Origin of the sequence: Serratia sp. 506_PEND (genome assembly GCF_001076875.1) — a bacterium.
GTDB lineage: Bacteria > Pseudomonadota > Gammaproteobacteria > Enterobacterales > Enterobacteriaceae > Serratia > Serratia marcescens.
In genome coordinates this window covers 1-642 of the sequence record NZ_JVEL01000423.1, presented here as the reverse complement: position 1 = coordinate 642, position 642 = coordinate 1, and the positions used below count along the sequence as shown (strand labels likewise).

At 57.9% G+C, this 642-nt stretch carries 1 protein-coding gene; it reads left to right on the top strand.

Features of this window, described 5'->3' with window-relative positions; genetic code table 11:
• The coding region (locus ADK28_RS16010; RefSeq protein WP_048796077.1) for a sigma 54-interacting transcriptional regulator at positions 1-642 on the top strand (642 nt) is incomplete at both ends.

Below are 642 nucleotides of genomic sequence, written 5' to 3'. Positions count from 1 at the left end.
CCGGCATGCGGCGGCACATTCCCTGTCGGTGCTGGTTGAAGGTGAAACGGGTTCCGGAAAAGAGGTAGTGGCGCAGCTGGTGCATGAATGTTCCTCCCGTGCCGGGCAGCCGATGGTCGCGCTGAACTGTGCGGCAGTCCCCGAAAACCTGATTGAAAGTGAACTTTTCGGCTGGCAGAAAGGCGCGTTTACCGGCGCCCACAGCCATAAAGAGGGGCTGATTGCACGGGCGAATGGCGGCACGCTGTTTCTCGATGAGGTGGGCGATATGCCCCTTGTCATGCAGGCCAAACTGTTACGCGTGCTTGAAACCCGTCAGTACCGCCCGTTGGGTGGTGATAAGGAGCAGTATTCCGATTTTCGGGTGGTGGCTGCCACGCATCATGCGCTCAGGCAGCGCGTTACCGACGGGCATTTTCGCCAGGATCTGTACCACCGTCTTTGCCAGAGCGAGATCCTCGTTCCGTCCCTGCGTGAGCGTCCTGAAGATATTCCGCTCTTGTGCCGCCATTTTATTGCGACTTTCAGCCAGCGCGACGATAAACATCCTGGTGACATCAGCCTGACGTCGCTCAGGCAACTGCTCGGCTATTCGTTTCCTGGCAATATCCGTGAGTTGCGTAACATGACAGAGGTCGCCTG